This is a genomic window from Cobetia sp. SIMBA_158 (genome assembly GCF_046566945.1).
Classification (GTDB): Bacteria; Pseudomonadota; Gammaproteobacteria; order Pseudomonadales; family Halomonadaceae; genus Cobetia; species Cobetia amphilecti.
Genome location: NZ_JAWJYL010000485.1, coordinates 1 through 265, shown reverse-complemented (window position 1 = coordinate 265; position 265 = coordinate 1). Strand labels below are relative to the sequence as shown.

Annotated in this window: 1 protein-coding gene; it reads left to right on the top strand. The window is 27.2% G+C overall.

The annotated features are described in order from the left end of the window. Positions 1 to 56 precede the first annotated feature (56 nt). The coding region (locus R2R70_RS20770) for a hypothetical protein (protein ID WP_410979018.1) at positions 57 to 265 on the top strand (209 nt) is incomplete at its 3' end.

Sequence of the window (265 nt, the reverse complement as noted above, 5' to 3'; positions counted from 1 at the left end):
CGACAAAATTTTCTTCGATAATTGAAACCCTCCAAAACTCCAACAAATTTAAAAGTATGTTCAATCAAAAGCTTAATGAAATCCTTCCACAAATATTTGTTAGCAATTTCAAAAATAGTAGAGAAAATGTTGAACAAATGATTTACGATTCAAGAAAATTAGGTAAAGTTGCTGTGTTAATTGATGAATATCAAACAGTCCCAATTAACGAATTGGATTATAAATATTACAGATCAAAATTCATGATGTTTAAGCTATATTCTCA